Raw genomic sequence first — 601 nt, 5'->3', positions numbered from 1 at the left:
TAAAATGGAAAGGGTTGGACATATGTCTAACCCTTTTTTGTACCTATCGGATCGCTTATGGAATCGCTTTACCAGCAGTTTTCTCATGTATTGAACACCTATTATCAACCTCAAACGAAGGTCGTTGTCGCGTTTAGTGGTGGTGTGGACTCGCGCTTGTTACTTGAGTTACTTCGACGTTATCGAGAAGAAAACTCCCTCTCTTGCCACGCGGTTTATGTTCATCATGGTTTGAGTGAAAATGCGGACATTTGGGCCGATAAGTGTCAAGTATGGGCGAAACAAGCAGGTATTTCGTGCTCGGTAGAGCGTGTGAACCTAGATGCCAATAGTGGTGAGAGCATTGAATTACTGGCACGTGAAGCGCGCTATGAAGCTCTGGCTCGTCATATCAATCGTGGCGACTTATTGCTAACAGGTCAGCATGCCGACGACCAAGTCGAAACCTTTTTACTCGCGTTGAAACGTGGAAGTGGACCTAAGGGTTTATCTTCGATGGCAGAAACTATGCCGTTTGCTGGTGGCACATTAGTTCGTCCGCTACTTAACATCAAGCGCGAGCAGATAGAAGCGACGGCGAAGAACATTGGTTTGGAATGGG

At 46.8% G+C, this 601-nt stretch carries 1 protein-coding gene; it reads left to right on the top strand.

The annotated features are described in order from the left end of the window. Positions 1–57: 57 nt before the first annotated feature. Positions 58–601 (top strand): tRNA lysidine(34) synthetase TilS (gene tilS / locus R7E78_RS28305; RefSeq protein ID WP_318058903.1); only part of this gene is annotated, 544 nt, incomplete at its 3' end.

It is taken from the genome of Vibrio sp. YT-19(2023) (assembly GCF_033337395.1).
The sequence above is the reverse complement of the archived record's forward strand: the minus strand, read 5'-3'. Positions and strand labels throughout refer to the sequence as shown.